25 protein-coding genes and 2 pseudogenes are annotated in these 25,863 nt (G+C 45.4%); 21 read left to right on the top strand and 6 right to left on the bottom strand.

Annotation, left to right across the window (positions count from 1 at the left end):
* The first annotated feature begins 212 nt into the window (after window positions 1-212).
* The 6 genes and pseudogenes from ADU23_RS25895 to ADU23_RS25870 all read left to right on the top strand — a co-directional run bounded on the left by ADU23_RS25895 (window position 213) and on the right by ADU23_RS25870 (window position 4,646).
* Window positions 213-848 (top strand): pyridoxamine 5'-phosphate oxidase family protein, encoded by a 636-nt coding sequence (locus tag ADU23_RS25895; RefSeq protein ID WP_053376397.1) that lies wholly within the window; start codon window positions 213-215, stop codon window positions 846-848.
* 291 nt (window positions 849-1,139) lie between these two features.
* Window positions 1,140-1,496: a DoxX family protein gene (locus ADU23_RS25890; RefSeq protein ID WP_063846107.1), complete on the top strand. Its 357-nt coding sequence runs from the start codon at window positions 1,140-1,142 to the stop codon at window positions 1,494-1,496.
* 63 nt (window positions 1,497-1,559) lie between these two features.
* A complete protein-coding gene (locus tag ADU23_RS25885; protein ID WP_053376396.1) occupies window positions 1,560-2,006 on the top strand; it encodes a MarR family winged helix-turn-helix transcriptional regulator in 447 nt (148 codons plus the stop codon).
* A gap of 212 nt (window positions 2,007-2,218) precedes the next feature.
* Complete coding sequence (locus ADU23_RS25880) at window positions 2,219-2,656, top strand: RrF2 family transcriptional regulator (protein WP_053376395.1); 438 nt, start codon at window positions 2,219-2,221, stop codon at window positions 2,654-2,656.
* A gap of 280 nt (window positions 2,657-2,936) precedes the next feature.
* Window positions 2,937-3,116: pseudogene (locus tag ADU23_RS25875) on the top strand (glycosyl hydrolase family 8); the annotation flags it as partial.
* Between the two features lie 255 nt (window positions 3,117-3,371).
* Entirely contained in the window at window positions 3,372-4,646 is a 1,275-nt protein-coding gene (locus ADU23_RS25870) for a glycosyl hydrolase family 8 (RefSeq protein WP_082311203.1), read from the top strand.
* Window positions 4,647-4,921: 275 nt separating this feature from the next.
* Here ADU23_RS25870 and ADU23_RS25865 read toward each other — a convergent pair whose 3' ends face one another.
* Window positions 4,922-6,253, bottom strand: coding sequence for an ArsB/NhaD family transporter (locus ADU23_RS25865; RefSeq protein WP_053376393.1), 1,332 nt, complete (start codon window positions 6,251-6,253; stop codon window positions 4,922-4,924).
* Between the two features lie 564 nt (window positions 6,254-6,817).
* On the opposite strand from ADU23_RS25865, the pseudogene ADU23_RS33735 reads away from it, so the two are divergent.
* Both ADU23_RS33735 and ADU23_RS33730 read left to right on the top strand, forming a co-directional pair.
* Window positions 6,818-7,975: pseudogene (locus tag ADU23_RS33735) on the top strand (glycosyl hydrolase family 8); the annotation flags it as partial.
* Window positions 7,952-8,599, top strand: coding sequence for a CBM96 family carbohydrate-binding protein (locus ADU23_RS33730; RefSeq protein WP_442950661.1), 648 nt, complete (start codon window positions 7,952-7,954; stop codon window positions 8,597-8,599). The pseudogene ADU23_RS33735 and the gene ADU23_RS33730, both read left to right, overlap by 24 nt.
* 307 nt (window positions 8,600-8,906) lie before the next feature.
* On the opposite strand, the gene ADU23_RS25855 is transcribed toward ADU23_RS33730, so the two are convergent.
* Window positions 8,907-9,638 (bottom strand): hypothetical protein, encoded by a 732-nt coding sequence (locus tag ADU23_RS25855; RefSeq protein ID WP_053376392.1) that lies wholly within the window; start codon window positions 9,636-9,638, stop codon window positions 8,907-8,909.
* Between the two features lie 161 nt (window positions 9,639-9,799).
* On the opposite strand from ADU23_RS25855, the gene ADU23_RS25850 reads away from it, so the two are divergent.
* Both ADU23_RS25850 and ADU23_RS25845 read left to right on the top strand, forming a co-directional pair.
* Window positions 9,800-10,513, top strand: a complete 714-nt coding sequence (locus ADU23_RS25850; RefSeq protein ID WP_053376391.1) for a response regulator transcription factor — start codon at window positions 9,800-9,802, stop codon at window positions 10,511-10,513.
* Window positions 10,510-11,877: a sensor histidine kinase gene (locus ADU23_RS25845; protein WP_053376390.1), complete on the top strand. Its 1,368-nt coding sequence runs from the start codon at window positions 10,510-10,512 to the stop codon at window positions 11,875-11,877. The genes ADU23_RS25850 and ADU23_RS25845 overlap by 4 nt, the downstream gene beginning before the upstream one ends.
* A gap of 99 nt (window positions 11,878-11,976) precedes the next feature.
* On the opposite strand, the gene ADU23_RS25840 is transcribed toward ADU23_RS25845, so the two are convergent.
* The 4 genes from ADU23_RS25840 to ADU23_RS25825 form a co-directional block, all read right to left on the bottom strand.
* A complete protein-coding gene (locus ADU23_RS25840) occupies window positions 11,977-13,167 on the bottom strand; it encodes a Ger(x)C family spore germination protein (RefSeq protein ID WP_053376389.1) in 1,191 nt (396 codons plus the stop codon).
* A gap of 5 nt (window positions 13,168-13,172) precedes the next feature.
* Complete coding sequence (locus tag ADU23_RS25835; RefSeq protein ID WP_053376388.1) at window positions 13,173-14,276, bottom strand: GerAB/ArcD/ProY family transporter; 1,104 nt, start codon at window positions 14,274-14,276, stop codon at window positions 13,173-13,175.
* A 31-nt stretch (window positions 14,277-14,307) separates the two neighbouring features.
* Entirely contained in the window at window positions 14,308-15,840 is a 1,533-nt protein-coding gene (locus tag ADU23_RS25830) for a spore germination protein (protein ID WP_053377830.1), read from the bottom strand.
* Between the two features lie 156 nt (window positions 15,841-15,996).
* The gene (locus ADU23_RS25825; protein WP_053376387.1) at window positions 15,997-16,869 is read right to left on the bottom strand and encodes an AraC family transcriptional regulator; all 873 of its coding nucleotides are present in this window, start codon (window positions 16,867-16,869) and stop codon (window positions 15,997-15,999) included.
* A gap of 138 nt (window positions 16,870-17,007) precedes the next feature.
* Between ADU23_RS25825 and ADU23_RS25820 the strand changes: the two genes are divergently transcribed.
* The 11 genes from ADU23_RS25820 (at window position 17,008) to ADU23_RS25770 (ending at window position 25,812) form a co-directional block, all read left to right on the top strand.
* Window positions 17,008-18,453 carry a HEAT repeat domain-containing protein gene (locus ADU23_RS25820; RefSeq protein ID WP_053376386.1) on the top strand — a complete coding sequence of 482 codons (1,446 nt, stop codon included), beginning with the start codon at window positions 17,008-17,010 and terminating at the stop codon, window positions 18,451-18,453.
* Window positions 18,454-18,797: 344 nt separating this feature from the next.
* Window positions 18,798-19,394: an RNA polymerase sigma factor gene (locus tag ADU23_RS25815; RefSeq protein ID WP_053376385.1), complete on the top strand. Its 597-nt coding sequence runs from the start codon at window positions 18,798-18,800 to the stop codon at window positions 19,392-19,394.
* Window positions 19,391-19,993, top strand: a complete 603-nt coding sequence (locus tag ADU23_RS25810; RefSeq protein ID WP_053376384.1) for an anti-sigma factor — start codon at window positions 19,391-19,393, stop codon at window positions 19,991-19,993. Before ADU23_RS25815 ends, ADU23_RS25810 begins: the two co-directional genes overlap by 4 nt.
* Window positions 19,994-20,064: 71 nt before the next feature.
* Window positions 20,065-20,643: a histidine phosphatase family protein gene (locus ADU23_RS25805; protein WP_053376383.1), complete on the top strand. Its 579-nt coding sequence runs from the start codon at window positions 20,065-20,067 to the stop codon at window positions 20,641-20,643.
* Between the two features lie 201 nt (window positions 20,644-20,844).
* Window positions 20,845-22,020, top strand: coding sequence for a hypothetical protein (locus ADU23_RS25800; protein ID WP_053376382.1), 1,176 nt, complete (start codon window positions 20,845-20,847; stop codon window positions 22,018-22,020).
* Window positions 22,021-22,126: 106 nt separating this feature from the next.
* Window positions 22,127-22,633: a gamma carbonic anhydrase family protein gene (locus ADU23_RS25795; protein ID WP_053376381.1), complete on the top strand. Its 507-nt coding sequence runs from the start codon at window positions 22,127-22,129 to the stop codon at window positions 22,631-22,633.
* Window positions 22,634-22,655: 22 nt separating this feature from the next.
* Window positions 22,656-22,838, top strand: coding sequence for an IDEAL domain-containing protein (locus ADU23_RS25790; protein WP_053376380.1), 183 nt, complete (start codon window positions 22,656-22,658; stop codon window positions 22,836-22,838).
* A 197-nt stretch (window positions 22,839-23,035) separates the two neighbouring features.
* Window positions 23,036-23,458, top strand: coding sequence for a DUF2487 family protein (locus ADU23_RS25785; RefSeq protein ID WP_053376379.1), 423 nt, complete (start codon window positions 23,036-23,038; stop codon window positions 23,456-23,458).
* A gap of 241 nt (window positions 23,459-23,699) precedes the next feature.
* Complete coding sequence (locus ADU23_RS25780) at window positions 23,700-24,230, top strand: ubiquinol-cytochrome c reductase iron-sulfur subunit (protein WP_053376378.1); 531 nt, start codon at window positions 23,700-23,702, stop codon at window positions 24,228-24,230.
* A gap of 16 nt (window positions 24,231-24,246) precedes the next feature.
* Window positions 24,247-24,918 (top strand): menaquinol-cytochrome c reductase cytochrome b subunit, encoded by a 672-nt coding sequence (gene qcrB / locus ADU23_RS25775; protein ID WP_053376377.1) that lies wholly within the window; start codon window positions 24,247-24,249, stop codon window positions 24,916-24,918.
* A gap of 18 nt (window positions 24,919-24,936) precedes the next feature.
* Window positions 24,937-25,812, top strand: a complete 876-nt coding sequence (locus tag ADU23_RS25770; RefSeq protein ID WP_053376376.1) for a menaquinol-cytochrome c reductase cytochrome b/c subunit — start codon at window positions 24,937-24,939, stop codon at window positions 25,810-25,812.
* Window positions 25,813-25,863: the final 51 nt, after the last annotated feature.

Genomic DNA, 25,863 nt, shown 5'->3' with positions numbered 1-25,863 from the left:
ATCAACTTTTAGCAGAAAGACAATCCTATGTGATAGGATTGTTTTTCGGCTTATTTGTTTTTAAGCTGCATCTCCTCATTGGGCAGGATTACTGAATCAAAACAGAGAATCCCTACTAATAATAATTTCAGTCGACTCAATGAAAATGAATTTGAACAATTGTTGTACTTTTAGTAGTAACGTTTTTGTCATACCATTATGGAGGGATAATTATGTCATTTATTAATGATCAGGAGATCATATTGACCGAATCTGAGCTGAGATCCATCATTGGTTACCCGAGCGAGATCGTTCAGCAAAAGTCCATTTCTCATCTTGATGAGCACTGCAGAGATTATATCGCTAAGTCTCCGTTCCTATTTATTTCAACCTCTAATGCCAGCGGAAAATGTGATGTATCTCCGCGAGGGGACGCTGCAGGTTTTGTACACGTAGTTGACGACCATTACTTAGTAATTCCGGAACGAAGAGGGAACAAAAGAATGGACTCTTTGTGCAATATACTGTCGAATCCTGAAGTAGGTCTTATTTTTCTTATACCCGGTCTCGGAGAAACGTTGCGTGTCAATGGACGTGCTTTTATAACGAAGGATAGTGAATTGTTAAAGCCTATGGCCGTAAATCAAATCATTCCAACAGTAGGTATCGTTGTTGCCGTTGAAGAGTGCTTCCTGCATTGTGCCAAAGCATTCAAACGTTCAGGTCTATGGGAGTTAGAGACTCGTATAGAAAAGGAGAAGCTGCCTTCCGCATCAAAAATCTTATCCGCACATATCAAGCTTGAAGGAATAACCTCAGAGGTTATTGCCGCAAATCTAGAGGAGGGTTACGCCAAGCGGCTGTATTAATGTTTTTTTGAATAATAAACATTGAACGAATCGAAAGGTGGTTTGAAATGAATGTCACCATTGAGATAGCCTCTGTTGCGGATGCCAGTTGAACTTCGTTTTCCTAGAGAAGTAACCTGAACGTATATTTATAAAGTTGGCCGATGCCTCTCTGAGACTGATCGGCTCTTTTTTGCATCCAAAAAGTAGTTGACAGCTAATTACACTAATGTTAGGATAATAATATCCTAATTATAAGATATATATACTTAGTATATCTAAGAGTAGGAAAATTATAAGAGGTGGGTTAAAATGAATATAGTTGCGATTGTGATTCAAATTATTTTAAGTTTAGGTTTTTTGGTATTCGGTGCTTCAAAATTCGGTTCCAAGCAAATGGTGGATGAGTTTCGGCGTTATGGTATGCCTCAATGGTTTAGAGTAATAACAGGCTTGCTTGAAATTGGCGGTGCCGCGCTGCTCGTTGCAGGAATCTGGAATGACAGGCTTGCAGCAATCGGAGCCCTTTTGCTTGCTGTAATTATGGCTGGAGCCATAATTACGCATTTACGAGTGAAGGACCCGGTGTCCAAAGCAGGCATGCCGATCATTTTGATGGTTTTATCGTTGATCGTCCTCATTTTGAATTGGAGCGTTTTGTTTGGATAAAGGTCAGAGCGGCGAGCTCTCCTTATTCGAACGGTTGGCCGATAAGTTTAAGGAGGTAGTCTAATGTACCAAGGAAACGAGCAAAGCGAGCTTGATTTACGACTATTCCGAATTTGGGCTAAAGCGTCCAAAGCTGTATTTGAAAATGTGCAGCGGGATATTGCAAGCCACGGGATCAGTCCCGACCATTTTATGATTCTAGAGCTGCTCTACAATAAAGGGCCGCATCCTATTCAAAGAATCAGTGAAATATTCTCCATTCCAAGCGGAAGCATTACTTATGTGGTAGACAAGCTTGAGAAAAACGACTTCGTAAAACGGCAGCCAAGTCCCACGGATCGCAGAACGTCTAATGTGAACCTAACGGATAAGGGGGAAGCATTATTTAATGAGGTTTTTCCCAAGCATGTTGAAGTGATTTCTCAAAACCTTTCCTATATTGATAATGACGAGAAGCTTCAACTGATCCATCTGCTCAAAAAAATCGGGTTAGGCGCACAGGAAAGTTGAGTAACGAGGTATCGGATGTTTAGGTAACAATATGGAGAACATGCATGAAATAAGACCTTGAAAATAGGTCTTTTTTTTATTGTGCTTTTATACGTTTTTGACGAGACATCGCAGCTTAATGGCAGAAATGTTGAACATTAATTGGGTATGCACTATAATGTGCTATACAAAGTTGCATAATAGAATGAAAAGGCAATAAGGAGTGAACGAGAATGAGTACAGCAAGCCGAGGAATAAACATAGGGCCTCCTCGTTTTAAAATAGCGGTACATTCGATCGTATGGCTAGCTAAAAGCGGAAGCATGCTGTCTAGCGGAATGATTGCGAATCAGGTGAATTCGCACGCCACCTTTATGCGAAGAGTCATGCAGGCATTAACGGTTGCAGGTATCGTGGAGTCTAAGGGCGGGCGCGAGGGCGGCTATATTTTGCGGAAAGCAGCAGATCAAATTACGTTGGGTGAGATTTACATGGCCGTCAGCGCAGGAGCAGGAGAGCCAGAGTTTGCAGTGGATTGCGGAGAAGCGGGTGAACAATTAGACGTCGAGCTGGAAAAAATACTGTTTGAGGCCGAACAACATACGATTGATTACTTACGTCGATTTACGATTGTGGATGTAATGGAGCGCGTGGATTTTTTTGTGATTTAACGAAATGTAAGTAACGGGTTTTAGTTTTCCAAATATTAGCATACTGATATGGGTATTAAGGCGCATGGTTCTCTTTCTCTTTGAGTATCGATACCGCAGCTATAAAAGAAATTAAAAAAACCCATTTTAAACCAGAAACTTTTGTGATACACTCTGTCTGACAGCGCTTCTATAACGGGATAAGAAGAAAAGTGGTTTAGAAAAAAAACTATTCCATCTTTTTTTTGACCATAAGTTTAAGTGATTAAACTTTTGAGGAGGCTGAAAAATGTACAAGAGCGCATACAGTGAAGCCGTATTCACCGCGCCATTTATTTCTGCTGCTACGACGAGCACAAGCAATCAGGCATGGGTGAATGCAGGCTGGGACGCAATAAAAAATGTCAAATCAAGTTATTTTAGCGACTCCTACAACTTACTTAACTTGCTCTTCATCTCGGGTAACTGGTGGAAACCGTGATGCCAATCCTTAATAAGATTGGAGACTAGTTTCCATCGCTTGAATGTACCCGCCAAGATCAGAGAATCGATCCGGTCTTGGCGGATCTAAGCGCAATAAAAAAAGACATTTTCAACCAGTAATTTTTGTGGTACACTCTGTTTGAGAGCGCTTCAATGCGTTATGCTTTAAAAAAAAGTGGGTTCAACATAAGGATTTCCCCTTTTTTTTAGCCAAATAAGTTTAAGCGCTTAAACTTTTAAAGGAGGCAAAATGATGTACAGAAGTGTTTTTAGTTTGGCGGGTAAATTTAAGAAAGCAGCAGTAATTGGACTTGCAACGATCGTTATTGCGGGTGTGTCCCAGGTTCCTTCATCGCTTGAGGAGACCGTACGGGCAGCAGGGGAGCTGAAGCCATTTCCACAGCAAGTCTCCTATCCAGGCATTATTAAACCGAACCATGTCAACCAAGCTTCAATGAATTCAACGGTTAAGTCGTATTATGATTATTGGAAAGGCAAATATGTCAAAAACAATCTGGCATCCCTCCCTGGAGGCTACTACGTAAAAGGAGATATTACAGGAAGTGCGGAAGGATTTAAGCCGCTTGGCACATCAGAAGGCCAGGGCTATGGAATGGTCATTACCGTTTTAATGGCAGGCCATGATTCGAATGCCAGAACTATTTTTGACGGAATGTTCAAAACAGCAAGAGCGTTCAAAAGCTCAGTTAACTCCAATCTGATGGGCTGGGTTGTCGCAGACAACAAAAACGCACAAGGCCATTTCAGTTCTGCCACGGATGGCGATTTGGACATCGCATACTCCTTGATTCTTGCAGATCGGCAATGGGGTTCAAGCGGCTCGGTGAACTATTTGTCTGAAGCCAAAAAAATGATCAATGCGATCAAAGCTAGCAACGTAACGACAGGCAATCGCCTTAATCTTGGGGATTGGGACACGAAGAGCGCCCTCAATTCCAGGCCGTCTGATTGGATGCTGAGCCACCTTCGCGCATTTCATAGCGTAACAGGCGATCAAACGTGGATCAATGTCATTAACAGCCTGTATACCGCGTATTCGCAAGTCAGCAACACGTATGCTTCGTCTACGGGACTAATTTCTGATTTTATTGTTGGCAATCCTGCCAAGCCAGCCCCAGAAAATTATTTGAATGAGTTCAAGGAAACGAACGCTTACTACTACAATGCATCCCGCGTACCGCTTCGGATCGTAATGGATTACGCTCTTTACGGGGATGCAAGAGGCAAAGCAATCGCAAATAAAGTAACCAATTGGATCAAAGGTAAAACGGGCAATTCACCTGCAGGCATTAAAGCAGGCTACTCGTTAAGCGGAACAGCTCTCAACAGCTACAGTGAAGCCGTATTTACTGCACCATTGATTTCGTCTGCTACTGCAAGCTCGAGCAACCAAGCTTGGGTAAATGCAGGTTGGGACACGATAAAAAATGCCAAATCAAGCTACTTCAGTGATTCATTCAATTTACTTAACTTGCTCTTTATCTCCGGTAACTGGTGGAAGCCGTGAAGCGGCGGAGCCAATAAAACGAGCTATGGCAATTTTGACCTCATCGTAAAATCACCCGCCACTTACCCGCCAAGCGTTCACGCTTGGCGGGCTTTTTAAATGGCAGGTTCATCAAAATCATCTATTTTTCATTTGGTTAAATAATTAGCATGGAAAACCCATACTCTTCATTTCCTGCTGGCATAAACTAAAATGTGCATAAATCCTCTTTTTGAAGACCTCCTTATCGGAGGTCTTTTTTTTTTTTATATATGCGTTAAATAAAAGTTGCTTCATTAAAACAACCACGATACCCAGTATGATAAAAGGACCAAAGTGAAAATGACGGTAACGGGAATGACGAGGGCAGTGACTTTCAAATATTGTCCCCAGGTTATCAATATTCCGCCTTTTCTTACGATGTGGATCCACATTAATGTAGCAAGCGTGCCGATAGGCAAAAGAAGTGAACCGATATCGCTGCCCACAACACTCGCTAAATAAGCGATTTTTAACGTTATTGGATTGAGTCCCATATCCATTAGGGTTAACGTGCCTACCATTAGCGCTGGATGATTATTAAATAAATTCGATAGAATACTGAGCAGAATACCCATAAATACACTGGCGTTTAATAAGCTGCTTGATACCAAAGGCTGGAGCAAACCAACAAGCCACTCCGTGAGCCCAATATTATTTAAGCCGTAAATGATCACGTACATGCAAAAGGCGAAGATGAAAATGTACCAAGGCGTTTTTTTCAGCATATCGGTAGGGGGGACTTTCAAATAAAACCAGCGCCATAATAACAGCAAGGAAGATCCGATTACAGCCATTAACGAGATCGGAAAGTGGAAATAGGATGCTACAAACAAGCTAATCCGGACACAAAATACGAAGATGAGAATGTTGCGCATAAATTTGTTGCGGTTTTCATGCTGGACGACTTCTTTTAAAGGATGGCTCCCCGGGATCAAATTCCATTGCTTTACTTCAGGCAGCTTTTTAGGGAGGACGCGGTAAAAGGTAAGAAAGAGCAGCAAGGTCAATAGGACTAGCCCTAATGAGGCTGGCACGAACATCATCGCGGTGTGCATGTACAAATCCATGTGAACGATTTTCAGTGCGATCAAATTCACGATATTACTAACGCCTATGGGAGCGCTTGATGCTGTCGCAATTAATGCGCCTGATAGCAAATAAGGTATTTTTTGATGATTTTTCAGTCCCATATTTTTTAGCAAAAGCAATAAAATCGGTGTCGTTATTAAAATACTGCCGTCATTATTAACGAAAAGAGTCATGAGAAAACAAAATAGATTCGTTAGCCAAAATAGCCGAATGCCGGAGCCTTTTGCTTTTCTTGTGAGAAGCTCCGCCGCCCAATAAAAGAATCCAAAGCTCTCTAAAACAATAGCCATAACAATAGTTGCCATAATGGTGATAGCGGCGCCGCTTATCGTCTCTGTTATTTGACCGAGGTCTGCTAGTGAAACGCTGCCGCTGAGAAGGACGAAAAAAGCGCCAATCGATGCCGGAATCGCCTCGTTAACATGGGGACGCCAAAATATGAAGCCGATCGTCAAAAGGAAGGAACAGAGTGTCATAATAATCATTAAATCGTGCATGCTTAAACCTCTTTTCGTGGATAGAAGTTTCTCTCTAGTTAGTTTGCGTTTTATATACGTTTACTTCCGTCCCAACTGCGTTTCTAGTGAATAGGCGATCCCTCCTCTAAAGTTGCATTTAATAGTAAAGATGTAATGTATGTATACGTACAAGACATATCATTCGTACTGGTCAATATCCCTATTCCTATTAAAATGCGCGAGTATCAATTGAAGATATTTGTCTCGTAATGATAGTTACCGACAATGGATAAGAGTCTATTTAAGTACGCCATATCCGAGTGCAAAAATCGCAAATAAATACATTTTCAACCAGTATCTTTTGTGATACACTCTCTGTGAAAGCGCTTGACTTACTTGGGAAAGAAGAAGAAATATGGATGGGACATTCCTTTTTCATTTTTTTTAACCAAAAAGTTTAAGCGCTTAAATTATAAGGGAGGCGAAATGATGTACAAAAGCGTTTTTCGATTGGCCCGCTCGTTTAAGAAAGCTGCCGTTATTGGTCTTGCAACGATCATCGTTGCCGGTGTATCCCAGGTACCTGCATCGTTCGAGGGCACCGTACGCGCAGCAGGGGAATTGAAGCCTTTTCCGCAGCAAGTCAGTTATCCCGGCATTATTAAACCTAATCATGTCAGTCAATCATCCATGAATGCTTCCGTCTCATCGTATTATGATTACTGGAAAGGCAAGTATGTGAAAAACAACCTGTCGTCACTTCCTGGAGGCTATTACGTTAAAGGAGACATAACAGGAAGCGCGGAGGGATTTAATCCGCTTGGTACCTCTGAGGGTCAGGGCTTCGGCATGGTTATTACGGCGTTGATGGCAGGATATGATTCGAACGCTAAGACGGTCTATGATGGGATGTTCAAAACGGCAAGAGCTTTCAAAAGCTCAGGCAATTCAGCTTTGATGGGCTGGGTTGTAGCGGACAGCATTAATGCGCAAGGCCATTTTGGCTCCGCTACGGATGGGGATTTGGATATCGCTTATTCCCTCGTATTGGCGCATAATCAATGGGGCTCCAGCGGGACGATCAATTATTTGTCTGAAGCCAAGAAAATGATCAATGCCATTAAAGCCAGCAACGTGACGAATGGCAATCGCCTTAACCTAGGGGATTGGGATACGAAGACGGCAACAAATTCAAGGCCATCTGACTGGATGCTCAGCCATCTCCGTGCATTTTATGATGTAACGGGCGATCAAACGTGGATCAATGTCATCAATAGCTTATATACGGCGTACACGCAAGTCAGCAATTCGTATGCTTCCACAACAGGATTGATTTCCGATTTCATTGTGGATAATCCTGCCAAGCCGGCGCCGGAATGGTATTTGGATGAGTTTAAAGAAACGAACGCGTTTTATTACAATGCTTCCCGCGTACCGCTGCGGATCGTCATGGATTACGCTCTCTACGGCGACACCAGATCCAAAACAATCGCTGACAAAATGGCGGTATGGATCAAAGGCAAGACAGGCAACTCGCCAGCTGGCATTAAAGCAGGTTATTCTTTAAGCGGCACCGCTCTTAATAGCTATAGTGAAGCTGTATTTACAGCGCCGTTGATTTCTGCGGCAACGACGAGCACTAGCCACCAGGCTTGGGTGAACGCTGGCTGGGACTGGATGAAAAATGCAAAGTCGAGCTACTTCAGCGATTCATTCAACTTACTTAATTTGCTTTACATCTCCGGCAACTGGTGGAAACCGGGAAGCGGCGGAACAAGCCCATCGCCAACGCCGACGGCAACGCCGACTCCAACGCCAACCGCTACTCCTAGCCCGACGACAACACCAAGTCCAACCGCGACCTCTGGACCTAACAATCCTGGGACGACACTGGCGGTAACGGAAGACAGCTTTGTGCGTGGAGGCACATATAGCGGCGATAATTATGGCAGCCAAGCGTCGCTAACGCTTAAGAAAAGAGAGTCAAATGTATCGTTTGACCGTAAAGGTTATTTGAAATTCAATAAATCATCGGTTACAGGTACGGTAAACTCGGCAGTCATAAGATTGTACGTAAACAGCTTTCACAGCAATACGAGCTCGTTCCCATTACAAGCGATTGGCATAACGACAAACTCATGGACGGAATCTACGATTAAATATTCGAACCAGCCAACAACTTCCGGTACTGCACTCGGATCAGCAACGGCTAGCTCGGCAGGGACATACGTCAATCTAGACGTCACTTCCTTCGTTCAGAATGCTTCGGGCAATACGATTTCATTCCGAATCGTCGGCTTGACCGATGATGCTGGAGCGGATTTTGCGTCTAAAGAGAATTCGACTTCATCGAGACGTCCGGTTCTTATTATCAACGGTGGCTAGACCAATCAATTAGCTAAGAAAACGAGCCTTAGAAGTGATTCTAAGGCTCGTTTGACGTATCGGGGGTTATGAATCGTGAGGTTTTCCCGTTAAAATTTCCCCATACAGCTTTGACCATCTTGGCCAAGCAGATGAAAGTGAGAATATGACCGATTTTACATAGGAGCAAGCGAGTAGATACTAGACTCTGTCTCCGAGCATGAATCGGCAGTCAAAAAACGCTATCAGCATACGAAAGGGCACTGAAAAATGATCATTTTTCAGTGCCCTTTTTTTCATGCTCCTATAGGAAAGGTTTGAGAGAAGTTCACTTCTCCGCTTTCTCTAGCGCGGCAATCTCCTGCTTGTACAGCTCTAATTGTTTGCTAAGCGCTTGTTTGATCTCGTTTGCGTCCTTGGAGTCGACAGCCTTGTCCAGTTCTGTCCAGCCTTGAGCAAATGGTGAGAGCTCGAACTTGCCATCTAGAGGAACTGCTGTTGCAGTTGTCAGGCTTACTGCGCTTACAGCACTTGTCGTACCTGTTGATGCAGAGGCGATTTCTTTGCCATCAAGTGCTTTAACTTCAATTGGTACGCCTTCCGCTTTGGTCAATGTAATCGATTTTTCGCGGATTTGTTTTACTTCCTCCGCTGACAAAGCTTTGAGCGATACACTGATCGTGTCCGCAGAAGACTTCTCGTTAACCATTTTGCCTAGATCGGCTGAGCCGACGATTTCAAGCTTATCTGCACTAGCGAAATAGAAAAGTTTAGATGTTAGGTTATTATATCGCTCAAGCGTGCTTTTCCATTCGTTAACCGTATCCGGCGCATAAGTTTCGGCTAGTTTCAAAGGATCCAGTATGTTTCTGGCAGCAAAGGTAGTGGCAGCAGCATTCTCCAGCTTAACTGTTTCTATTAAATGACTTGCAGCAGTGCCTGCCTTTTCTGCATGGTTGACCGATTGCTTGGCCGAGTCAGCAAATACTTGGGGACCAGCAACAGCAGAGAGCAGCAGGGTGGTCATGGCAACATTTTTGAACATCATCTTGTAATTCATTGATAAACACTCCTTCAAGGTTTGGGTTTGTCTTACATTTCCTAGTTTATCGATCAAGTATGGCAAACTAAGTGACGGATTGTGGAAAAACGATGGCAAAGCCCATTAGGAGCCGTCCCTTTGATATACTGATAAAGGAACATGGACAGGGAGGCTGTAAGATGAATGATTATTTCATAGCGGTCGTCGACGACGATCAACATATACGCGAGCTTGTAGAAGCTTATTTGAAGAAGGACCATTTTCGAACGGTAGCGCTCGCAACTGCGGAGGAAGCATTGGAGCAGCTCCGAGTTGATCCTCCAGACATGTGGGTGCTCGATATTATGCTGCCGGGAATGGACGGTTATGAGTTTTGCAGGCGGATACGGTTGGAAGCGGAAGTGCCGATTATTATGATTTCAGCCCGCGATAATGAGGTTGATAAAATATTGGGGTTGGAGCTTGGCGGCGATGATTATTTGGTTAAGCCGTTTAGTCCGCGTGAACTTGTTGCCCGCATCAAACGGCAGCTTCAGCGCTGGTATAAGATGAAGACGATCGAGGAAGGCAAGCAAGCAGCGCCGGTTCTACAGCTTGATGCGGATCAGCTCCAGCTGGCAGTAGAAGAGCGAAGAGCGTTTTGGTGCGGAGAAGAGGTTGATGTAACCTCGAAGGAGTTTGCCTTGCTCCAAACTTTGGCGGAACGTCCGAACCGGGCGTTTGCAAGGGATGAGCTGCTCACGATCGTTTGGGGAGACGATTATTTTGGGAGTGACCGGGCGGTTGACCATTTAGTGAAGCGATTGCGCAAAAAAATCGAGTTATTGCCTGTTGAAGCGGTATGGGGACACGGCTATCGGCTGCGTATGGATGGAGGCGAATCTCAAGGATGAAGCTGCTCTACCAGATTAATATAGCGTTTGCGGTTTTGCTCGTATTGGTGCTTTCTCTAACGGCTGTCATTTTTCATTACGTGTTATTAGATCACTTTATTAACGTTCAGAAGATGGATATGAAGCAGCTAAGCACTTCCATTTCGACCCAGCTTACGACTAGCAAAGCGTCAGCGGCGACGCTCTATCCGGTTGAAATGGGCACAGCAGTATCAACGATTTCTAAGCAAGGGCTAGTAGGCATGGATGCCGTAATTACGGATGCGAGCGAAAATGTTGTATTCAGTACACTCGAAGCACAGAAGATTGACGTTTCCGTCAAGCCTTTGAACGATAGCGGCATCCGCTACGAAAATGTCTATCAAGCGGATAATTCGCAGGTATTGGTGGCGGCAAGCGCTATTCCGCAGGGAGGTACCTTGACGCTGTTTGCGCCTATGAGCAAAATCAAAGCGATTGAGCAATCGCTCATGGGTCGGCTTCTTATCGTATTGTGCTGCGGCGGAGTATTCGCGTTCCTGCTCAGCCTTGTCATTACGAGGAAATTAATTAAACCTCTAATGAAGGTACAGAGCGAGCTGAAAAAAGTAGAAAGCCGCCAATTTTCCGAGGTGAAGCTGGTGAAAGCCGGAGGCGAAATCGGCGACGTCGCCCAGTCGGTTTACGAGCTGGCTGGCGAGATGGAGAGGTATCATTTTATACAAAGGCAATTTATCCAGAATGCGTCGCATGAACTGAAAACGCCGTTAATGTCGATCTCCGGCTATGCGGAGGGCATTCGGGATGGCATATTTGAAGGGGAGCAGGTTGGCAAAGGACTGGACATCATCATGAGCGAGAGCAGCAGGCTGAAAAATATCGTCACCGAGATGACCTTGCTGGCTAAGCTCGATGGAGAGGAAGAGCATTTCAAATTTACGAAGGTTAGCGTATCAGAGCTAATCACAGAGACGATTGAGAGGATAAATCCGCTTCTGACTAAAAACGATTTGACGATAACGACGGCCATATCCGATGGACTGGAAGCAAAATGGGCGATACAGGCGGATCGAGACAAATTGCTGCAGGCCCTGCTTAATGTAGCGTCCAATGCCACCCGATATGCGAGCAGCCAGATTCGCATCCATGCAGGGATTCATAAAACCGAGATGGAAATTTCGATTACGGATGACGGGGCAGGCTTGCCGGAGGAGCTGATTCCACATTTGTTCCATCGCTTCGTAAAGGGGAAAGACGGGGAAACGGGGCTTGGGCTTGCGATATCACGTGCAATCGTTGAGCGCTGCGGCGGCACCATTATGGCGCAAAACCATGACGAAGGGGGCGCGCATGTGCGGATGCGATTCCCGTTGAAGGCTGCGTAACTGCTAAACAAGCCAAACTTTGCTTCAATAAAAAATAAGGCTGCGAAACGTTTTTCCAATTAATCGTTCGACTGGGGTACGTTAGCTGCCTTATTTGCATTAGCTTTTCTTTTTTTTCAATTGAAGCGGTTCTCCTAGTTGACCTGTTTTTCTAATGATAATATCCGAGACGACTTCAATCTTCGCACGAGCAAAAGTTTGCTGCCAATTTTTTTGCATCGTTTTCCAGCGCTTCGGATACTTTCTATGTACAAATTCGCCGAATCCGAAAACATCAGCTTTTATTTTTTGCGCTTTTTGAACCGCATTCCGCGCCTCTTTTTCCACATCTTTGTTTAATGCTTTTTGCAGATACATAATATTGTCTGACTTCGCAAGATCCAGCTTCGTGTTATTTTCAAGAATGTTGCCATTGCCAGATAAACGAATATTGATTGTCACATTATCCCCTTTTAAATCAACCGTCACCTTGCTTTTTAATTGCCTTGAATCAACAGACATGTTGCCGTGTTCTTCCGGAACATCTGGCGTCAAAGAGAGATCTTTAATGCTGCCCATGATCCAATGCCGCATCGCGTTGGTTTTGGCGTCCAAATAACCGATTAATTTCAACTGCTCGTCAAAAGCGGCAATTCCGGCAAAAATAATCGTCGATTCATTTGCTTTGTTTTTTTTATTTTCCTTCTCTACGTTTTTCAAAACTTGAAGCACGGGCAGAACAGGGGTGCTGCCTTCGGAGGAAGCGGCAATCAAAAAATCCCGCAATGCGGTTTCGGCTCCAATTACGAGATGAGAATGTATTTTGAAAATACCCAATACAGGAATCCGTTCAAACGGATATTGTTGTTTAAGGATATCATTAGCAGTACCCCCCTTTACGATGAACATATCGGTACGCAATCGCACGATGATATAACGCGAATACTCGTCAATGACTTTTGCAATGCCATGCTTGGCCAGATCCTCGCCAATCAAGATTGATCTTCGATGTCCGGCAAACAAAGAGCGAGACAGCCTCAAATCCATATCGTCAGCGGCAGAACGGATATTTTTCCCTTTTCCTACAGAGGTAACGAACGAGCTGGTCTTGCCGGCTCCCCCTCCTTGCTCCGCGCTGAATTGGGAGGTAGTCGCAAGCTGGGCTGTAGCATGGTACATGCCTGCTTTGTAGTCCATTCCCCATCCTAACAGGATAGCTCGGTCATTAAGCTCCTTGCGATCCCAGCAGCCGGTTAAAGTGATCAAAGAAATGCAGAGGAGCAGCTTGGCGCATCGCATGACTTGTCTCAAACGGTTCAACCTCCATCTTTGGCTGTTTTTTTGCGGAAAAAGCTCACTACGAGCAGCAGTAAAGGAATGGCAAAAGCGGTGATAGGAAAATCGAGCGGAATACGGTACATGCTTGGGTAGTCAATGGAAGATTGATCCACATTTTTGAACGAGACGGAAACAACGAAGCCAACGATGACAACAAACCAGATCACGTTCTTCCAATTTTTCATGCCAAACCATTGCGCCGTACCGTAGCTTGCCGCGAACACATACAGCGCCAATTTTATAAACACGCTGAAAAACCAAATGATTACGACGTAAGCGTCGACATTTTGAATAAACTCCATGGTGGAGATGAAACCGGTCATGACAAAAAAGGGATACCTCATCCCTGCAGCCAATTGATCAAACGAGATAACGACAGCGATCGTAATGAGCCATATCAGCATAAAAGCGACGAGTGAGCCTCTCATGGCTTTAGACATCGCTGCTTTTGGTTTAGACATAAACGGGATTAACATCGTTAAAATGGTGGACTCAGCAAAAAAACTCATGGGAGGCAGCGATCCCTTCCATATATCTAATGGTTTGTTATCTACTAATATGGGAAGAATTTTATGCCAATCCATGTATTTTAGCGATAGCAGAAACACGATAATGACCGTCATGATCAGGAGAGGACCGATTACTTCCGCGCATCTTGCGATGCTTTCAATACCTCTAGTGATCGTCACGTAGACAAGAAGAGCGATGGTCATGATGATCAAGACCCAAAACGGGGTTCTGTCAAACAGCATCAAATGTAAAAAATCCGAGCATTGCCTTAATATAGCCCCTATTATGGAATACCATTTGATGAGGTAAGGGATGATTATGATGCTGCCGAGCCATTTGCCGAGTATGCTTCGGCTAAATTCAATCAGAGTCATTTTCGGATAACGCATGCACAGTTTGACACTCATCCAAGTGACGAGCAAGGATACGATTCCAGCTAGAATAACGGAGATCCATGCGTCTTGCATGGCGTGTCTGATTACAGGCGTGATGCTAAGCAGCAGGCACATTCCCGTTTGCATCGTGAAGATTAACCAAAAAAGCTGGTTTCCTGATATGCTCATCTTCCTCATCATTATTCCTCCTCTCAAGTGGTGAGAAACATCAATCTTCGTCTTGATTCGTCTTCTTATTAGGCATCGGACTGGATGAAAGCCGCTCTTTGTTCACTCCTGTGAACGCCGGACGCTTGTGCATAGTCCAGCGAGGCGCACGAAAGAGCACATCTTTTAGATCGCTGTTGTATCTTGGAGCAATCGGGGAGAAGTACGGCACGCCATAGGAATTCAGGTTCACAAGATGGATAAGGATGAAGAGAATGCCAAATGCAATCCCGAAAAACCCCATCATTCCGGAGAGGATCAGCAGCGGGAAACGCAGCAAACGGAATGAGGTCCCGAAGTTATAACGCGGAATGGTAAACGAAGCAATGCCGGTTGCCGCTACAACGATAACCATGGGAGCCGAGACGATGCCAGCTTGTACAGCAGCCTGCCCGATAACTAGCGCACCCACTATGCTGACTGCCGAACCGGCTGCTCTCGGCAGCCTCACTCCTGCCTCCCGCAATGCCTCGAACGTAAATTCCATAATAAACGCTTCAATAACGGCTGGAAATGGACTTGGCTCCCTTGCTACCGCTATGCTGAGCAGCAAATTCGTCGGCATCAGCTGCGGATGATAGGAAATGATCGCTACATAGACGGATGGCAATAACAGCGAAATGATTAACAGAACATACCGAATCCACCTAATCGCCGACGAATAGAAAAAACGCTCATAGTAATCATCAGCGGATTGCAGTGATACCCAGAACGTCATTGGTACGATAAGCGTATAGGGTGAACCATCCTCCATAATGGCAACTTTGCCTTCCAGCAGTGCAGCGGCTGTTACATCGGGCCGCTCTGTATTTTGTACCTGCGGAAATGGGGAGTAGGGGGAATCTTCAATAAACTCTTCGAGATACCCCGATCCGAGAATGGCATCGATTTTGATTTGGCCTAACCTTTTTCGAACCTCGTCTATGACCGTTTCCTCAGCGATTCCTTCTATGTAAGCAATCGAGACGATCGTTTGGGATAGCTCTCCAATTACCATCGATTCAAATTTCAGTCTGGGAGATTGGATTTTTCTGCGAACAAGGCTTGTATTCACGCGCAAGGTTTCTATGAATCCTTCTCTTGGTCCGCGCAGCGTCACTTCCGAGGTAGGCTCTTGTATGGCACGTTTCTCATAGGATGGTATTTCCACAATCAAAGCGTTTGCTTCCCCATCTATCAGTATGGCAGCATTGCCTTTCAAGACGGCTTTAATTACGTCGTCTGTTGAAGCTGAAGATTGGGTTGAGGCGATCGCAGCCGCTTCCTTTTTGATTTGCTCAGCTAAATTTCCTTGCAGCTTATCTTGAAACAAATGAGGCTTTTGGACGATGCTTTCTAGCGTTACGGTGTCAATTAGTCCATCTACATATATGATCATTAATTTCAGCTGTTCCTCGATCTGGATAGGGCGAAATAAAATGTCGGAGCAGTTATGAAATACATCTCTAAAAAGAGTCTCGTTTTCACGAATACTTGGAGTCAATTGTTCAGCTGGTCTATCGTATTCCAATTGTGTCGCAGGCTGAGAGGTCATTTTATTTTGTTTATTCTTAAAGAAACGGATAATGGCAATCTTCCTTCTCTCCAAAGAAATGTATTCATTTTCCTTGGTATTATTGATTTAAATCGGCTTAATTATGCAAAATGGCTCACAGTCCCAGCGAGGTTGTGCTGTCTCGGCATCCAGTCTTTAATTTTTGAATTGCTCGGATGAGCGGTAATCCCTTGGCGACTGGCCGGTCTGTTTATGAAAGAGCCTTGAAAAGTAATGAACGGAGCTGAAATGATACTTGTCGGAGATCTCCGTGATGCTGAGATTCGTATGTAGCAGATCCTCCACCGCGCGGCCAATTCGAAATCTATTCATATATTGGACAGGGGAATACCCGGTTGTTTTTTTGAAAAGCTCAAAAAAATGGCCGCGGCTCATGTTAAGGTCCCCGTAATAATACGCTGGCGGATAGTTCAGCCCCCGCAACAGATTTTGTTCCATTCGATCAAGCAGCCGTCCGATTCGGGGGTCAGGAATATGGGATTCCTTCAGCATGACCGTTAAGAAGTAATCGATAAAGGCTTGAAAATTTCTTTGGGTCGTCAAGCTGCGCATAAACGTTTTCTCATTTGTAAATTCCCCTGATTTATAAAAGCTCTGAAAATGATCAATCCATGGGCGTGTGGCGTCCACATGAATGATTTCAGGAATGGAATAGGGGAAGGCAGGTCCGACAAGCGCATGCTGAAGCTGGTTTGGCTGATAGCAGATTGGGGCAGCCCAATCGGATATGAATTGACGCTCCACGTAATGCCAATCGAAGTAACAACAGATGTGCACCATAGGCTGCTGCTTGTCCGCGAGCCATTCGTGATGCTGGCCGGCAGGGATATGAATGAGTGATCCGGGGCCTGTCTCATACTCTCGACCGTTTGTTTTCAGAATACCGAAGCCTTCGCTTATTAAATAAATGGAGCTGGAATAACAAATCCGCGGGAAGCTGGACTGCTCTTTGGCAAAAGGGTAGCGGGTCGCGTAATAAACGTAAGGGTGGAATCCAGAAAAAGACATGCTTGTATCCTCCGTTATTCATTTGAATGGAATTAATCCGTCGATTGTGCAAATAAATGACAGCCTGCTAAATACTTCTTAAGGCTAATGAAATACATTAAATACTGTAGTTACAAGATAAATTAAGGAGTGTTCATAATGCAACAACATTTGAAATTGCTGACTGATGAACAAATTATACAATTCATAACCCAAGGCTATCTAGTGCTGAACAATGAGCTTCCAAATGAGCTGCATCTGAAGGTGATGAGCCAGATTCATGAGGTGCTGCAGGAGGAAGGCAATCCTGGAAACAACATTTTGCCAAGAGTGCCCGACATTCAGAAGTTTTTTGATACGCCAGTCGTGAAGGGGGCGCTAACAGGCATACTTGGACCTGACTATTATCTGCATCCGCATCGCCATTGCCATTACAACCAGCCTGCCAATCAAAACCCTGGAGGCGGAAATTGGCATAAGGATGGTTACTGGAGCGCCATGCGCAGCCACCGGCCTTGGTGGGCGATGATTTTTTATTACACGCAGGCTATTACGGAGGAGCTTGGTCCAACCGCGATTATGCCAGGCTCACAATATAATGAAGCGTACCCCGGAGACGACAAGCCGTTTTTGCTGCCAACAGGTCCTGCCGGCACTATGGTGCTAGTACACTTTGATCTATGGCATAAAGCTTCGCTTAATACGTCCAATATGGATCGTTACATGCTGAAATTCCAATTTGCAAGGCTGAGTGCGCCTACGGCCCCAAGCTGGGACCATCAGAAGGAAGGGTTCCAGCTTCCGGATGGGATGTCTGCAGCACGCCTGCCTGTGTGGCAGAGCATTTGGGATTGGATGAGGGGGCAAGCGGAGCCGGAAGGCACGGATCAATCCATCGATATCGAGCGATTGGCAAGCTTGGCACAATCACAAAACGAAGATGCTGCATTAGATTCGGCATATGCGTTAGCGCGTGCAGGAGCAGAAGGCATCAGCAAATTGCATGCGATTATTAGCACTGGCACATATGAAGCAGCCAAACGAGCAACCTATGCGATTTTGACAGCTGGAGAGCAGGCCATTAACGGGTTAATTGACTTGCTTGAGCATGAGGATGGAGAGAAGCGCTCGTTAGCATGCTCAGCAATAGGGATGATTGGCGCTCCAACGGATGAGGCGCTTCGTGAGCTTATCCAGTCGTTATCGGACGAGAACGAGTCTGTTCGCCGTCATGCGGCAGAAGCGCTGGGCATGATCGCAGAGCCTTCCGAACAAGCTGTAGCAGCGCTAACACGCACGCTCGAGGAAGCGGTGGCAAAAGAGCGGGAAGAACGGGCAAGCCATGCCGAGACTGATCAGAGCTATATTCGAAATAAGATCGGTTATGCGGCTGCACTCTCGCTGCTGCGAGTCGGAAGATATGGAAATGTCAGCGAAGTAATATTGGCACTAAACAAGGCGCTGGACAGTTCGGATCGATATGTTCGGGCGTATGCATTTGAAGCTTTAACGTTTTTGAGAACGGAGGAGGCAGTGGACGTCCTGCTGCGTTATTACCGGTCAGCCCGTTGGTGCCCGGATACGAATAAAGCAAGCACTTTTTAAAAGGCTAAGAAGCGGCTTAACCAGTTATTAATACTTTCAAAAGAAATGAGCGCTTAGGATTTTTATCTAAGGCTCATTTTGTTTTGCATATTGGCATACAAAGGTCAAATCCAGATTATACATTTTAAGGGTGCCGATTCGGAAAATCATTTTCATTTTGTAAAAATATTGTATTTTATCCTTTTGTCGAAATAAGCAGGAATTTGCCTCTGCGACACGAATAATATGTATACTCGTATTTTAAGAATTTTTTATGATAAAGACCGCAACTTTTCGTTCCCCGGCCGGTACAATGTAGTATGGCGGTCCGGGAATAATCCGCAGGTGGAGGAGGTTCGCCTGTCATGACTGATTCCCAATTAATACGTGAGATAAAGGATGGCAATGTCGAGCTGTACTCCGAGCTTATGCGGCGCTATCAACGTAAAATATTAGCTTTTATATATCATATGCTCAAGAGTGCGAAGCTGGAGCTGCTGGCTGAGGATTTGTGCTCCGAAACCTTTTATAAAGCATATCGCAGCCTTCATTCGTTTCGCGAGCTGGATGCTTCTTTTTCGACATGGCTGTATACGATAGCCCGGAATACGGTGCTCAGTGAGCTTCGCAAACAAAAATCAGCGCATGTCTCGCTCGATGAATCCGGATTCGAGCCTGTTGCTGCGCTTGATGCGGTTCCGGAGCAGCATGTGCTGCGGAATGAACGGATGGCGATGGTACGCGAAGCGATCAACAATCTGCCAGAGAAACAGCGCTCAGCACTTATTCTTCGGGAATATGACCAGCTGGACTATCAAGAGATCGCTAATATTTTGGGGCAAACGGTCAGTTCTGTTAAATCACTGCTTTTCCGAGCGAGAGCAAGCGTAAAGACGCAGCTGGAGCCATATTTCGGACAAACGCCGCTGATGGAAGAATACGAAGGGATGAATACGAGATGAATTGCAACGATGCGCAAGACAAATTCGGCGAATATTGGGATTTATCTGAGCATGATGAGGATCGGATAGCGATAGACGCTCATCTGCAGGAGTGCACGGCTTGTGCGGAACAGTTCCGTCTATGGGAAGAGAGCGAGGATATGATCCGTTTTCTTTCCGAGGAGGAGGATACCTTTGGTCCAACAGAGCATGTTAATCGCAGTGTAATGGATCGCATCTATGCGGAGGAATCCTGGTTAATGCCGGTTCCGCACAAAAGCTATCAGTTCTCCAAGTCGTTTCGCCGAAATCTTGCGTTAATCATTGCCGCTTGCATGGCTATGTTTGCGAGTGCGTTTTTTGTATTCATATTTGATAACCAGGGGGGTCCCACACAAGCGGAAGTAGCCGAGTTAAGCGGGTTGATGGATACGGCTAATGCTTCCGGCGATGGAGTGGTGACGGCTGGATTTTATGCTGAGGTTCCGGTTGCCAGCATCAGCGATCCGTTTGTTCTAAAGGTTATGCCAGCCTTTCCGCAATATTATGTTGCTTTGTCGTTGCTCGGTATCATTATGACGCTGCTTATTTTGAATTGGCTGTCACGAACGCGAAGCTAACGCTGCTTTATCGTAAAGCTCCTTAGGGAGCTTTTTGTTGTATCTATCATGAAAAGGAGCTGGATGCAGACTTGTTGATTGGATTAGTGCGCCACGGAAAAACAGATTGGAATGCCGAAGGGAAAATTCAAGGTCAGACCGATATTCCGCTTAATAACGAGGGAATCGCACAAGCTAAAGCATTAGCTGAGCGGTTAAGCGGTGAAAAACGGATTTGGGATGCTGTCGTTTCAAGCGATCTGTTGCGCGCATACGCGACAGCGCAAATCATAGCGGAGAAGCTGGAGCTGCCTTTGCTGGATAGTGACCCGCGCCTTAGAGAGCGTTACTTTGGCGAGATTGAAGGAACGAAGGAGCAGGAGCGGCATGCCCGCTGGGGCAAAGAATGGCGAAACGTTGCCGAGGGTGTCGAGCCGGATGCTGACGTTAGAGCACGGGGGATAAGCGCGCTCAAACAATGGCAGCTTGAGTACCCAGACCGCAACTTGCTCGTTGTATCGCATGGCAGCTTTTTAGCTCAATTGCTGGCGGAGCTTTGTTCGGAGCTTGAGGATCAGCATCTATCGAACCTTTCTTACTCCATCTTGGAGCATAGGGACCAGAGATGGCATCCGCAGCTATATAATTGTACGATACATTTAAATCCATAAAAACATCGAGCAAAGAGTTCTGCCTTCATGCATATGAAGCCAGGACTCTTTTTTTTTTTGCGCAAACTCCTTGCAAGCTAGGTTATAAAAAGATAGATACTTTCCCATAATGGTATTAACAGACGCTTATCCATTACACAGTACGCTTACGAAGCGGGCCACTAGCAGCTGAAAAGCGGCTTTTGCAGAAAGGAGAGAGCTATGAATTTATCGGATATGCTAGGTTATGCAGACATCCAACAGCTTAGCAGAATTGCAGATGTATACCGTTGCGAGTGCAACGGACATTCGAAAAATGATTTGATACAGTCCATTCTCTCTACCGTAAGTCGGAATGATGTCTTTGAAGCGCAAATAAGCAGCATGAAGCTGGAGGATTTACGCTTCCTGAATTCCTTGCTGTTCGAAGCGCGAAATTCCTTTAGTTTGGAGGACTTAATCGCTCGTGTGCAGCAAAGCAGATTTGGGGATGAAGCCGTAAAACCGGAGCCAGAGCCGCCTAAAAAGTCAAAAAGAGCCAAAAAACAGACAGAGGCAGCCGATAAGCCGCTTAGTCCTAGGGAAATGATCGCAAAATTTAAGCATCAGGGCTGGTTGTTTAACGGATTCAGCGGTCCGAGCAGGTATTTGTTTCAGGTGCCGATCGATATGAAAGCTCGCTTTCGGAACACGCTTGCCAAACGGTTTGCCGCAGATCTGCAATACACCGACGAACCTCCAGTTTATCGCGATGAGCAGATGCTCATTCATGAGGACATTACACATTTGCTTCATTACATACGCCACAACGAGGTGCAGTTAACGGCTGACGGCTCGATGTACAAAAGGTTCACTCTGCAGCTGCTTGATCAGTTTGGTGTCCAAGAAGAGCTTCCCGCCAAAGGGGCATGGCGTTTTGGTTATGGCCGGCACTTCAATCAATATCCGAATCGGTTGTCGTTCATCTACGATTATTGCTATTACGCCAAGTTTATTAGCGAGAATCAAACGGTACTGTCGGTCACCGCTGCCGGCGAGGAGCGCATCCTTAGCAAGCCTGCTGGCGAAGCGGAGCAAATCTATCGGTTCTGGCTCAAGCTCTATAAGGGACCGATCACACATTTGTTATCGCTCGTACACTGGATCCATGCATTGGCCGGCGAATGGGTTACGGTCGAATCGCTGAGAAGCGTGCTCGTTCCGTTCATTAAGCCTTACTACTATGACGATGCAAATACGATCTTAGAGCAGCGCGTAATGACGATGATGGTTCATTTGGGGCTGCTGCGGCTTGGCGAGCATCCCGTGTATGGGGCGGTTGTCAGAATGACGAAGGCAGGCCAAGCCATCGTGTCAGGCGTCAGCATAGACGAAACTCCACCTATTGCGCTGCGATAACTTTTATTATCCGCTCTTGGTGTACAATCAAATATAAGTTAGAGTTAAAGGAATAAGCTCAGCATTCAACCTATATTTGAGTATCAGAAGGAGCGGATAAAAAAAGATGTTGATTCCCTACAAAGGTGTAATGCCAAAAATTCATGAAGATGTGTACATAGCAGAAGGCGTTAAAATTATTGGAGATGTAACGATAGCTGAGAAAAGCACGGTTTGGTTTAATGCGGTTCTGCGCGGAGATCTTGCGCCTATACAGATCGGTCACAGCTGCAACATTCAGGATGGCGTCGTCGGTCACTTAAATACAAATCAACCTTTAATACTAGATAACGAGGTGTCTATTGGCCACGCCGCAATTATACACGGCTGCACGATAGGCAGAGGCACATTAATTGGAATGGGGGCAATCGTACTTAACGGCGCAGACATTGGTGAATATGCTTTAATAGGAGCCGGTTCGATTGTTACAGAGAATAAAAAAATACCACCCTATACTCTATCTATCGGTTCACCCGCCAAAGTCGTAAGAGAATTGACAGAGGATGATTTGCTGCGCATGAGAAAGACGATGGAGAGCTACGTGACAAAAGGAATAGAATATAGGATCTCTTAACGCCGGTTTGGAGGTGTATCCTATGGACAAAATGAAAGTAGCGTATGAAGCGATGCTCGGTTTGGCCGCAGAATTCGTCTTAGACGAAGCGGTATTGAAATTTCAAACCAATCAAATTCATACGGCAATAGACAAAGCACTGGCCGCAGGTGACGAGGATACGTTTTACCGTCTCGCGAAACAGTTGAATGCTCTCAAAAAATAGCGTTCGTCGCCCTAGACTGCTCTATGTCGATAGATCGCAAGAAGCTTTTCTGATTGAAGCGGACGCATGCGTCCGCTTTAAGTGCAGGAAAGCTTTTTTTTCTGAACATAGCAATTGGCAATCGGTAGAAATGGGGTTAACATAGAAACAGTCATGTTGGTGAATGCTGTTAATATGTTAAGGAGTGAGCGCAAGGGATGAAGTTTAGCGAAATATCAAAGGAGCAGTGGGAGGAGCTTAGTCCTTATTTGGACACCTGCCTGCTGCCGATAACCGGAATGGTTGAGCCTGTGCAGCCTTACGAGGCGACGGCGTGGCTGGAGCGGCTAAGGGACTTGCTCGATTTAATTGAGATACCGTTTAAAGGGAGAGTCGTTACTTATCCGGCTTGGCATTACATTTATGGCAAGGACAATTTTGCAGCGCATGTGGAGCAGTGGTGCGCTTCAGTGAAGCAGGCTGGCTTTCGTTACGTCATCGTAGTTACGCCGGACAAAGAATTGAAACTCAAGTGCCCTTCCGTCGATTTATGGTTGCAGCCGACAGAGGAGGACGCGCTGCCTCTTCAAACCGAGGTCTCGAATCAAATTCGCGCGCTTTGGAGTGGACAAGCTACATAAACTTCTTGAATTTGCCGTATAATATGATCAAAATTTGGGGAAAACAAATGCCAGACAAGGTCAAATGTGACAAAATGATAACAAATTATTGAACGGTAATTTGATAAACGTTCAAATATGAAGCCATATTCTTGACGCTCCCAAGCACCTAGGCTATTATAAGTTATGTCCTAGTTCGTCATGTGTTTTTGCCCTGCGGCAAGACGCGAGATATGGTTGGCAAAGGGGGTTAGAACAGAAGATGAGTAACCATGAACAACACGAGACCGCGCATCGACCGGTTCAGCGCAAAGAAATGTCCCGGCGTCAATTTTTGTCATATACGCTCGGCGGCACAACTGCATTTATGATGGGTGGCGCGGTATTGCCAATGGTTCGTTTTGCAGTGGACCCACTCCTTGAAAAGAAGGGTGAGGGCACTTACGTAAAAGTTGTGGAAGAGAGCAAAATTACGAACGAACCACAAGAATTTAAATTTAAAATTCATCAGATCGACGGTTGGTACGTAAGTGATCCTGAGCTTGCAGCTTGGATTTCAAAGGATGCTAATGGTAAGATTTTTGCGCTTTCGCCAGTTTGTAAGCACTTGGGCTGTACAATTGGCTGGAACACAAAGGGTAAAAATGAATACGATTGTCCTTGTCACGACGCGCGCTACACGAAAGACGGCAAAAACCTAGCGGTCGCACCAAATCCATTGGATGAGTACGAAGTGAAGCTTGAAGGCGGATTCGTTTATTTGGGTCCAGTAATGCCGAATACAAGAACGTAAGGAGGGCGTATTTCAGATGTTTAAAAGTGTATACAACTGGATCGACGAACGTCTTGACATTACGCCGCTATGGAGAGATGTAGCTGACCATGAAGTGCCTGAGCACGTCAACCCAGCACACCATTTCTCTGCGTTCGTTTATTGTTTCGGCGGCTTGACGTTTTTCATCACAGTCATTCAAATCTTGTCCGGTATGTTCTTGACGATGTATTATGTTCCGGACATCATTAACGCTTATGCGAGCGTTGATTACCTGCAGCATAAGGTTGCATTCGGACAAATCGTTCGAGGCATGCACCATTTTGGGGCAAGCTTAGTTATTGTAATGATGTTCCTACATACCCTTCGAGTGTTTTTTACCGGTTCTTACAAGGCGCCGCGCGAAATGAACTGGGTTGTCGGAATGCTGATCTTCTTCATCATGTTAGGCCTAGGGTTTACAGGCTACCTGCTTCCTTGGGATAACAAAGCTTACTACGCAACAAAAGTTGGTGTCCAAATTGCTGAATCCGTACCGGTAATCGGACCATATCTCGCTTCCTTCCTATACGGGGGCGATATCGTAGGCGCGCAAACGCTGACTCGTTTCTTCGCGATCCATGTATTCTTCTTGCCTGGCGCTTTGATCGCGATGTTGGCAGCGCACTTTATCATGATTCGGAAACAAGGTATTTCGGGACCACTTTAAGCGAAGGGAGGCTTACTTATGGCGCATGGTCATAATTCGAATGAGAAGGTTGTCTTTGTAGGCGACTCGCGTGTTAAGAAGAGCAACCATCCGAACATCCCACCGGACTACACGTCATTCCCAGGTAAATCGGAAGCGTTTATTCCGAACTTCCTGCTTAAGGAATGGATGGTAGGCTGCGTTGTGTTAGTCGGCTTTCTAGTATGGGTTATCGCTGAGCCGGCTCCGCTTGGCTATCCAGCAGATCCAACGAATGCGGCTTTCATACCGATGCCGGACTGGTATTTCTTGTTCTTGTATCAATTTTTGAAATACCCATACGTATCGCAAGATTACATCTTGCTTGGTACTGTAGGTATTCCAGCCATTATGTTCGGCGCATTGCTTTTAGCACCGTTTTTGGACACTGGCAAGGAGCGCCGCTTCTACCGTCGTCCGATTGCATCATCTCTAATGGGGCTAACGCTAATCGCATGCGTATACTTAACAGTAGTTTCTTGGGACCACTACCAGCATCAGCTGGAGATCAATGGTCAAGTTCCAGAGCATATTGAACGTGAAGAGAAGGCGCGCGAAGCTGCGGAAGCAGGTAAAGAGCGTCCAAACTACACGAAACCAACCGTTGAAGCATCTCTTGTTGATGCGAATGATCCAGCAATGGACATCGCTAAGCAAGCAGCATGCGTAGGCTGTCATGCCGCTGATCTTAAAGGTCAAGGCAATGCACCAAGCTTAGTCGGCGTTGGCGATAGACTATCTAAAGAGCAGCTCGTTGAAACGGTTACGAATGGTCGTGGCAATGGCGCGATGCCTGCATTTAAAGATTCGTTGTCTGCTGAAGAAATAGACCAGCTAACGACTTGGCTGTCTAAGCAAAAAGCAGCAACTGAATAAATTGTTTGAAAAAACCTGATCGGATTATACGGTCAGGTTTTTTTCTCGAAT

Source organism: Paenibacillus sp. FJAT-27812, assembly GCF_001273905.1.
Lineage (GTDB): Bacteria > Bacillota > Bacilli > Paenibacillales > Paenibacillaceae > Pristimantibacillus.
Note: the sequence above shows the minus strand (reverse complement) of the source record. Positions and strands in the feature narration are given on the sequence as shown.

Excerpts from the sequence above, each read along its gene's own strand:
- ADU23_RS25870 (WP_082311203.1), top strand. The coding sequence starts at position 3,372 with ATGTACAGAAGTGTTTTTAGTTTGGCGGGTAAATTTAAGAAAGCAGCA.
- qcrB (WP_053376377.1), top strand. The coding sequence starts at position 24,247 with ATGTTTAAAAGTGTATACAACTGGATCGACGAACGTCTTGACATTACG.
- ADU23_RS25825 (WP_053376387.1), bottom strand. The coding sequence starts at position 16,869 with ATGTCTTTTTCTGGATTCCACCCTTACGTTTATTACGCGACCCGCTAC.
- ADU23_RS25885 (WP_053376396.1), top strand. The coding sequence starts at position 1,560 with ATGTACCAAGGAAACGAGCAAAGCGAGCTTGATTTACGACTATTCCGA.
- ADU23_RS25780 (WP_053376378.1), top strand. The coding sequence starts at position 23,700 with ATGAGTAACCATGAACAACACGAGACCGCGCATCGACCGGTTCAGCGC.
- ADU23_RS25795 (WP_053376381.1), top strand. The coding sequence starts at position 22,127 with ATGTTGATTCCCTACAAAGGTGTAATGCCAAAAATTCATGAAGATGTG.
- ADU23_RS25800 (WP_053376382.1), top strand. The coding sequence starts at position 20,845 with ATGAATTTATCGGATATGCTAGGTTATGCAGACATCCAACAGCTTAGC.
- ADU23_RS25850 (WP_053376391.1), top strand. The coding sequence starts at position 9,800 with ATGAATGATTATTTCATAGCGGTCGTCGACGACGATCAACATATACGC.
- ADU23_RS25815 (WP_053376385.1), top strand. The coding sequence starts at position 18,798 with ATGACTGATTCCCAATTAATACGTGAGATAAAGGATGGCAATGTCGAG.
- ADU23_RS25790 (WP_053376380.1), top strand. The coding sequence starts at position 22,656 with ATGGACAAAATGAAAGTAGCGTATGAAGCGATGCTCGGTTTGGCCGCA.
- ADU23_RS25855 (WP_053376392.1), bottom strand. The coding sequence starts at position 9,638 with ATGAATTACAAGATGATGTTCAAAAATGTTGCCATGACCACCCTGCTG.
- ADU23_RS25865 (WP_053376393.1), bottom strand. The coding sequence starts at position 6,253 with ATGCACGATTTAATGATTATTATGACACTCTGTTCCTTCCTTTTGACG.
- ADU23_RS25785 (WP_053376379.1), top strand. The coding sequence starts at position 23,036 with ATGAAGTTTAGCGAAATATCAAAGGAGCAGTGGGAGGAGCTTAGTCCT.
- ADU23_RS25890 (WP_063846107.1), top strand. The coding sequence starts at position 1,140 with ATGAATATAGTTGCGATTGTGATTCAAATTATTTTAAGTTTAGGTTTT.
- ADU23_RS25810 (WP_053376384.1), top strand. The coding sequence starts at position 19,391 with ATGAATTGCAACGATGCGCAAGACAAATTCGGCGAATATTGGGATTTA.
- ADU23_RS25895 (WP_053376397.1), top strand. The coding sequence starts at position 213 with ATGTCATTTATTAATGATCAGGAGATCATATTGACCGAATCTGAGCTG.
- ADU23_RS25835 (WP_053376388.1), bottom strand. The coding sequence starts at position 14,276 with ATGAGGAAGATGAGCATATCAGGAAACCAGCTTTTTTGGTTAATCTTC.
- ADU23_RS25820 (WP_053376386.1), top strand. The coding sequence starts at position 17,008 with ATGCAACAACATTTGAAATTGCTGACTGATGAACAAATTATACAATTC.
- ADU23_RS25845 (WP_053376390.1), top strand. The coding sequence starts at position 10,510 with ATGAAGCTGCTCTACCAGATTAATATAGCGTTTGCGGTTTTGCTCGTA.
- ADU23_RS25770 (WP_053376376.1), top strand. The coding sequence starts at position 24,937 with ATGGCGCATGGTCATAATTCGAATGAGAAGGTTGTCTTTGTAGGCGAC.
- ADU23_RS25830 (WP_053377830.1), bottom strand. The coding sequence starts at position 15,840 with ATGACCTCTCAGCCTGCGACACAATTGGAATACGATAGACCAGCTGAA.
- ADU23_RS25880 (WP_053376395.1), top strand. The coding sequence starts at position 2,219 with ATGAGTACAGCAAGCCGAGGAATAAACATAGGGCCTCCTCGTTTTAAA.